Source organism: Trinickia sp., assembly GCF_036503415.1.
Taxonomy (GTDB): Bacteria; Pseudomonadota; Gammaproteobacteria; order Burkholderiales; family Burkholderiaceae; genus Trinickia.
In genome coordinates this window covers 1-6,973 of record NZ_DASXWY010000215.1, presented here as the reverse complement: position 1 = coordinate 6,973, position 6,973 = coordinate 1, and the positions used below count along the sequence as shown (strand labels likewise).

General features: G+C 63.7%; 6 protein-coding genes and 1 pseudogene. 4 read left to right on the top strand and 3 right to left on the bottom strand.

Annotation, left to right across the window (positions count from 1 at the left end; translation table 11 throughout):
- A partial coding sequence (locus VGL01_RS24905; RefSeq protein WP_331574163.1) for an FAD-binding oxidoreductase occupies positions 1-1,075 on the top strand: 1,075 nt, incomplete at its 5' end.
- A gap of 23 nt (positions 1,076-1,098) precedes the next feature.
- Positions 1,099-1,755 carry an aspartate/glutamate racemase family protein gene (locus tag VGL01_RS24900; RefSeq protein ID WP_331574161.1) on the top strand — a complete coding sequence of 219 codons (657 nt, stop codon included), beginning with the start codon at positions 1,099-1,101 and terminating at the stop codon, positions 1,753-1,755.
- Between the two features lie 36 nt (positions 1,756-1,791).
- Here the strand turns inward: VGL01_RS24900 and VGL01_RS24895 are convergent, their stop codons facing one another.
- Genes VGL01_RS24895 through VGL01_RS24885 form a run of 3 tightly spaced genes read right to left on the bottom strand, consistent with a single transcriptional unit; the run spans position 1,792 to position 4,694 of the window.
- Positions 1,792-3,210, bottom strand: coding sequence for an NAD(P)/FAD-dependent oxidoreductase (locus VGL01_RS24895; RefSeq protein WP_331574159.1), 1,419 nt, complete (start codon positions 3,208-3,210; stop codon positions 1,792-1,794).
- On the bottom strand, positions 3,200-3,544 hold the full coding sequence (locus VGL01_RS24890) for a (2Fe-2S)-binding protein (protein ID WP_331574157.1): 345 nt from the start codon (positions 3,542-3,544) through the stop codon (positions 3,200-3,202). The genes VGL01_RS24895 and VGL01_RS24890 overlap by 11 nt, the downstream gene beginning before the upstream one ends.
- Positions 3,545-3,551: 7 nt before the next feature.
- Positions 3,552-4,694 carry an FAD-dependent oxidoreductase gene (locus VGL01_RS24885; protein ID WP_331574155.1) on the bottom strand — a complete coding sequence of 381 codons (1,143 nt, stop codon included), beginning with the start codon at positions 4,692-4,694 and terminating at the stop codon, positions 3,552-3,554.
- 468 nt (positions 4,695-5,162) lie between these two features.
- Here VGL01_RS24885 and VGL01_RS24880 point away from each other — a divergent pair, with 468 nt between their 5' ends.
- Both VGL01_RS24880 and VGL01_RS24875 read left to right on the top strand, forming a co-directional pair.
- Complete coding sequence (locus VGL01_RS24880; RefSeq protein ID WP_331574153.1) at positions 5,163-6,617, top strand: carbohydrate porin; 1,455 nt, start codon at positions 5,163-5,165, stop codon at positions 6,615-6,617.
- A gap of 129 nt (positions 6,618-6,746) precedes the next feature.
- Positions 6,747-6,973, top strand: a pseudogene (locus VGL01_RS24875) (MFS transporter); the annotation flags it as partial.

Here is a 6,973-nt window from a genome sequence, read left to right as displayed (position 1 = left end):
ACGATTTGCGATCGAAACGGGCGAAGACACGGGCTTTCATCGGTGTGGGCTGCTGTACCTCAGCAATGACGACGCCGAATTGTCCCGTTGGGCCAGTTGGGGCGACTTTGCGAAGACCGCGGGCGTGACAACTTACATGCTAGACAGCCGGCAAGCCGCCGAGCGAGGGCAGGCGACCGGCCGCGCCTGGAAAGGCGGCGTCTTCTCCCCCAGCGATGGCACTGCCGATCCTGCGAAGGCTGCGCCGGCTGTGGCAGCCGCACTCATCAAGCTCGGTGGCAGCGTTCACCAGCAGTGTGCGGCCCGCGGCCTCGAATTGGAGGGCGGTCGGGTCAGCGGCGTCATCACGGAAGCCGGAGTCATCAAGACGAAAACCGTGGTGCTCGCCGGAGGCGCGTGGGCGTCCTCGTTCTGCCGCCAGCTCGGCATCCGTTTTCCGCAGGCCTCCATCCGCCAATCCATCCTCAGCGTGGCTCCCGTGGAGCATCCGTTGCCGGACGCCCTGTTTACCTCAGGCGTATCCGTCACGCGCCGCAGCGACGGACGATACGCACTGGCCATCAGCGGCCGCGCACGCGTGGACGTCACGCCACAGTTCATACGATTCGCGCCGCAGTTCGTGCCGATGTTCGCCAAGCGCTGGCGCAGCCTCCTGCCGGGGGGGCTGGAAGGTGTTCGAGGCGGACACGAAACGTTGAAGCGGTGGCGGCTCGACGCGCCGACACCCATGGAGCGCGTGCGCATTCTCGATCCTAAACCCGACCTCCCGACGATCAGGGAAACACAGCGGCGAGCCGTCGAACTGCTGCCGGAACTGGGCCGCGCAAAGATCACCCACGCGTGGGCCGGCTTCGTCGACAGCACGCCGGACGGTGTTCCCGGTATTGGCGAAGTGCCGGGCATGCCGGGATTGATTTTGGCAGCAGGCTTTTCGGGACACGGTTTCGGTATCGGTCCCGGCGCTGGCCATTTGATCGCGGATCTTGCTACCGGTGCGGTACCGATCGTGGATCCGAAACCGTATCGGCCGAGCCGGTTCAGCGATTCGGCGTGGGGCAAGGTCGCCGATTTTTAAACTACTACGAGCCGAATCAACCTATGACGACGATTGCCGTGGTTCACACGGGACTGGTCACGGTCCAGCCGATCAAAGAGCAAATCAGCGAGCAAATCCCTGAGGCGCGTGTCATCAATATCGTCGACGACAGCCTGCTCGCCGACGTGCGAGCAGCCGGCCACCTGACTCCGGACGTTGCCAGCCGGATCCATTCGTACATGGCCAATGCGCAGGCGATGCACGTCGATATCATCTTGAACGCCTGCTCGTCCGTAGGCGAAGCTGTCGACTCGGTGCGCCACTTCGTCACCACCCCGATCGTGAAAATCGATGAGGCGATGGCAGAAGAGGCGAGCTCGGTCGGTCATCGCATTGGGGTGGTCGCAACGGTATCGACTACGCTCGAACCCACCGTTCGACTGGTCAAAAAGAAGGCGGACGAACTCGGTCGTACGGTTGAAGTGACCGAGCGGATTGCAGAGGGTGCGTTCGAGGCGCTCGTCAGCGGGGATGGCGCCCGACACGACGACATTCTGAAGCGCACTATCTCGACGCTGGCAGAGCAGGTCGACGTCGTCGTGCTGGCACAGGTTTCGATGGCGCGGCTCGTGCCGCAATTGACGGGGGTGCGGGTTCCAGTGCTCTCCAGCCCGCGCAGCGGTGTGGCTGCGCTCAAACGCGCGCTTGGAACGACGTAATCACACAATGCGCGCCGCGATACGCGGCGCTGGGTCTCAGTCGCCCGCCAATTCTCCGAGCGTGACAGGTTTGATCGGGGGGCGGATGCGGTAGTAGCCGACCGTCTCGGGTGTGACGTTGCGTGCGTGCGCGATGATTTCAGTTACCGTCAGCCCGCACATGCGCCCCTGGCAAGGTCCCATCCCGCAGCGCCCGAACGATTTCGCCTGATTGGGGCCCAGGCAACCCAGGGAAACGAAACCGCGCACTTCACCCGCGGTGACTTCTTCGCAGCGACAGACTATGACGTCGTCGGCCGGAATACGGTTTGCGTCGCGCGGCCGGTACAGGCTGTCGAGAAAAGGGCGGATGCGCTTCAGGTCAGCGAGCTTGCGGCGGTGGATCGACGCTTCGCGATCGCGTGTCGACAGGTCGATCGCGCCGAGCTGCTCCGCCACAGCGAGCCCGGCTAGGGCGCCCTGGACGGCCGCCGCCTGCGCGCCGATAATGCCGCCGCCATCCCCGGCGATGAAGATGCCGGGCACGTCGAGTTCGCCCCACAGATCGGTAACCGGTGCGAAGCACAGCTGCGCCTCGTCCCAACGATGTTGCGCACGCAACGAAAGGGGAAACTGAATGTTCGGCACGACGCCCTGATGCAGCAGGAAGAGGTTGGCGTCGATGCGATGCTCGCGCCCGTGCGTTGTGAAACTGAGCGCGGCGGCGCGCTCGACGCCGTCTTCATCCGTCTTCGCTTCGATGCGTAGATCGTCGGCCGCTTCATGGATCGGCACGCCCGCTTCGCGCAGCGTGCGGATCAGCTGCAGGCCCTTGCTGAGCATAGGCCACGCGCGCAGAGCCGATAGCATGTAGCGCTTCGCGCGCCAGCGGTCCTCGTGGCGCGTCGTATCGACGAGCGCGCGAATTGGCACGCCAGCGCGCGTGTATTGCCAGCCGAGCAAATAGAGCAGGGGGCCGCAGCCGACCAGCACGGGCGGCTGCGCCGGCACTTCACCCGCGCTCTTCAACAGGATCTGCGCGGCGCCCGCCGTCAACACGCCCGGCAATGTCCAGCCCGGAATCGGGAACGGGCGTTCCAATGCACCGGTCGCGAGAATGATGCGCTGCGCCTGAAAGCTGCCGACCTTGCCGTCCTTCAGATAATGTACACAGCGCTCCCGGGTCACGTGCCACACGGATGCATTGGCGACGTGGTGTGCGCCCGAGCGGGTGAACGCGTCGGCAATGGCTGCGCCTGCCGCGTAATCGGGACCGAGAATGTCCGTGCGACGGGCGTCGGCATGGCTGATGGCACGATAGATCTGGCCACCGACGGTGTCCTGTTCATCGAGCAGCACGACCGAAAGTCCCGCGCTCGCCGCGCGCGCGGCGGCCACGAGCCCCGCCGGGCCTGCGCCCACGACCACGACATCGACCGGTTCGTGGGCGGGTTCAGCAACGTTTTCAACGCTCACGAACGTGCTCCGGCAATTGGGCGACGACAGGCGGCAGTTCGCGTGCGCCCTCTTGAGAGCGGACGCGCATGCCGTCGCGTACCGTAACCATGCAGCTCTGCCGGCTCGGCACCCCATCGATTTCCACGAGGCAGTCGAAGCACGCGCCCATCATGCAGTAGGGCCCGCGGGGCGAAGCGCCGACGGGCGTTGCACGAAACCGCGAGACTCCTGCCGTCAGCAGCGCAGCCGCCACAGAGCGGCCGCCGGGCACGTGCATCGATCGATCGTTGAACCAGATGTGGACTGGCGCATCAGCGTCGGACAAAGTCTTGAATAACGGTTGGGATGTCATGGCGCGATCAGTGAGCTGGGACCGGAATGGCGCGGGCAAGGCTGAAGCGACTGCCCGAAAATGCAGGCAGTTCTTCCGGAATCGGCGCGCCGGCGATCCACGGCGCGATGCGCGTCGCATGGGCGGCGGCCAACGTCACGCCGCTGTGACACGTCACGACGAACGCGCCGGGATAGCGGGGCGACTCGTCATAGATCGGAAAACCGTCCGGGCTATAGACACGCAGGGCCGCCCACATTCGCACGAGCCGCACGTCCTTCAGGAACGGGAACGTGCGCACCCCGCGCCGCGCGATGTCGGCGAGTACGCGGGTGGTCGTGAAGTCGTCGAAGCCTGCCTCTTCCATGGAATCGCCGAACTGCACGGTGCCTTCATCGGTTTGCCGCACATTCAGCGTGGGGTGATGCAGAAACGGCGCGACACGCTCGCTGACGAGTATCTGTCCGCGGTTCGGCTCGACCGGTGCGTGAAGTCCTACCTGTGGCGCGAGCGCTCGGTTGCCGAGTCCCGCGGCGAGCACGACCTTGTCTGCGTGCCAGGTAGTGCGAACACCGTGCACCGTAAAACCTGCGCCGTTCGGCGCGATGCGTGACACGTTCTCGCCGCTCACCAGCCTGACGCCGCGCTGCTGCATGCCGACATGCAGCGCCCGCAGCAGTTTCAACGGATTCACATGGCCGTCCATCGGCGTATAGCTCGCACCGAGCACCGCTGGCCCAACCGCAGGTAGTCGCTCGCGGACTTCGCGCGCGTCGAGTAGCTGATAGGGGTAGTCGCCGGCCATTTCGCGCCGCAGCGTCGAAAGGCGCGTTTCGCGTGCCGCCAGCTCATCGTCGGAAAAGCAGAAGTGAAACCCGCCGGGCTGGCGCAGGGCGACGTCAACGCCCGTCTCGTCCGCGAGCGTCGCCGCAAGCGTCGGCCAGCGCGCTGCGGAATCGCGCGACCAGCGTGTATATGGCGTTAGGCCATAGCCCTTGCCCTGGATCCACACGAGTCCGAAATTGCCGCGTGATGCACGGAAAGCATCGTCGCCCTGGTCGAGTACGGTTACTTTTGCGCCTTCGCGCGCAAGCCCATAAGCGACGGCGGAGCCGACCAGTCCTGCGCCGACTACCAGTACGTCGGGGCGGGTGGAAGCAAATTGCTTCATCCGGCGTCTCCAGTCAGGGTACTCAACCGAAATGGTATATCCCTCGGCGCATTACCTTTTGGGGGAAACGAAGCGAAATTCAGCAGTTCCGATGTGTTTTCGGCTTACTTTCAACACTTTCCAAACGCGGCTTTCCAGACGTGGGGCGAGCGTGATTTCGCGATCGACGATGGGGACCGGTCAACCCGAGATGATGGAGGGATGCTCGTCCTTGATTTGACATAACGCGAATTATCAACCTTTTGCTTGTATGTAAGAGCAAAGTTCTAATGTCGTATCGAAGGTGCGGACGAAAACTTGGATCTAGCTTTGACAACGCTCGCCACATGAAACCGGCGATGAGAATAATTCTCGTTTTCATTGACTTTGCAATTCACAACCTCTACGATCTCCCGCATTGCGATTAAGCCGCATACGTACCGGACCTATTCACCTCCATACTTCGATCAAAAGATGCAGGACAACAAGATGAAATTAGCGTCGCGCCGAGGAGCGCGCACCTGTTACCGCGCGCGCCCAGCGGCGTGCGCGGCTGTCGCTGTCTACGCATGGCTTGCAAGCGCAAGCGCATTCGCCCAAACCCAAGCCGATACCGAGTCGAAGGTCCCGCAAACCGATGCCACCGCTCAGGCGAAACCCGCAGATATCTGGAACCGCGATACGCTGCTTGGCGATATGGGCGGGATCCGTCCGTGGCTCGGCAAGTACGGAGCAACGCTGCAGATCACCGAGACCAGCGAATACCTCGCGAATCTCCGCGGCGGGCTAAATCGCGGTGGCGCGTACGACGGTCTGACAACGATGACCCTGTCGGTCGATACGCAAAAAGCGATCGGCTTACCGGGCGGCACATTCAACGCCAGTGCGCTGCAGATTCACGGCCGCAATCTGAGCAGCTCGAACCTCGGCACGCTCAACACCGCAAGCGGCATCGAGGCGCAGGCCACGACCCGTCTGTGGGAGCTGTGGTACCAGCAGTCGTTCCTCGACAAGCGCGTCGACGTGAAGATCGGCCAGCAAAGCCTGGATCAGGAATTCATGGGCAGCACGTATGCCAATACGTTCATCAATACGATGTTCGGTTGGCCCGCACTGCCCTCGTACGATCTGCCCAACGGCGGCCCCGCCTATCCGCTCGCCGCACTCGGCGTGCGGGTGCGCGCGCAACTGGCACCGTCCGTCACCGCGTTGGCGGGCGTATTCGATGGCGATCCCCTCGGCAACAATCCGAACAACGTCAGCGGTACGAACTTCAATCTGCACAACGGCGCCCTTTACATCGGCGAGTTGCAGTACGCGCTGAATCCGCCTTCAGAGGGCGAAGCGAACACCGGACACTCCGGCGGCCTGCCCGGTACGTACAAGATCGGCGTCTGGTATCACAACGGCCGCTTCGCCGATCAGCGCATGGGCGTCGACGGATTGTCGCTCGCCAATCCCGCCTCGACGGGTATCGCGCAGTCGCATCACGGCGACTACAGTTTCTATGCCGTCGCCGATCAAATGATTTGGCGCCCGGACCCGTCGGGCCCGAAGAGCCTCGGCGTTTTCGCGCGCGTAATGGGCGCGCCGGGGGATCGAAACCTCGTGAGCTTCGCGGCCAATGCCGGCATCGTGCTGAAGGCTCCGTTCCAGGGCCGGGACAACGATAGCGTCGGCCTTGCCGTCACCTATATCCAGGTCGGCAATCACGTCACGTCGCTCGACCGCGATCAGCTTGCATTCGGCGGCGGCCCCTACGGCGTGCGCACGCGCGAAACGACTGTCGAGGCGACCTACCAGTATCAGGTCACGCCATGGTGGATGCTGGCCGCCGACGCCCAGTACACGTTCAACGCAGGCGCAGGCCAGAATCCGAACGACCCGGCGCGGCCCTTGCGCAATACGTTCGTCGTCGGCGCGCGTGCGACGATCACCTTCTGATTGCGGCGGCGAACGCGCCCTTCGCGTGTGATCGACCTCGAGTGAATGGGAGAGCAAGAATCGGCTCGTAGATGCGAGCGGCGACAGCGAACATCGATGTGACTCGACTCGATAGCCGGAGATCACAAAATGTCCGTTCGCACCGCCGCCGAATCTCCCACCACCCGTCTTTCGCCTGCTTTTCATCGGCTCGCATGGTCCAACCTGGCCGCGCAGTCGGCCGAGCAGATCGGTCTCGCAGCGACGCCGCTCGTTGCGGTCTTCGCCCTCGGTGCGGGGGCTGGACAAACCGGCTGGCTGCAGACCGCCCAAACACTGCCGTTCTTGTTGCTTTCCATGTTGCTCGGTGTCTGGGC

Coding starts and splice junctions, on each gene's coding strand:
- VGL01_RS24885 (WP_331574155.1), bottom strand. CDS start 4,694: ATGAAGCAATTTGCTTCCACCCGCCCCGACGTACTGGTAGTCGGCGCA.
- VGL01_RS24880 (WP_331574153.1), top strand. CDS start 5,163: ATGAAATTAGCGTCGCGCCGAGGAGCGCGCACCTGTTACCGCGCGCGC.
- VGL01_RS24890 (WP_331574157.1), bottom strand. CDS start 3,544: ATGACATCCCAACCGTTATTCAAGACTTTGTCCGACGCTGATGCGCCA.
- VGL01_RS24900 (WP_331574161.1), top strand. CDS start 1,099: ATGACGACGATTGCCGTGGTTCACACGGGACTGGTCACGGTCCAGCCG.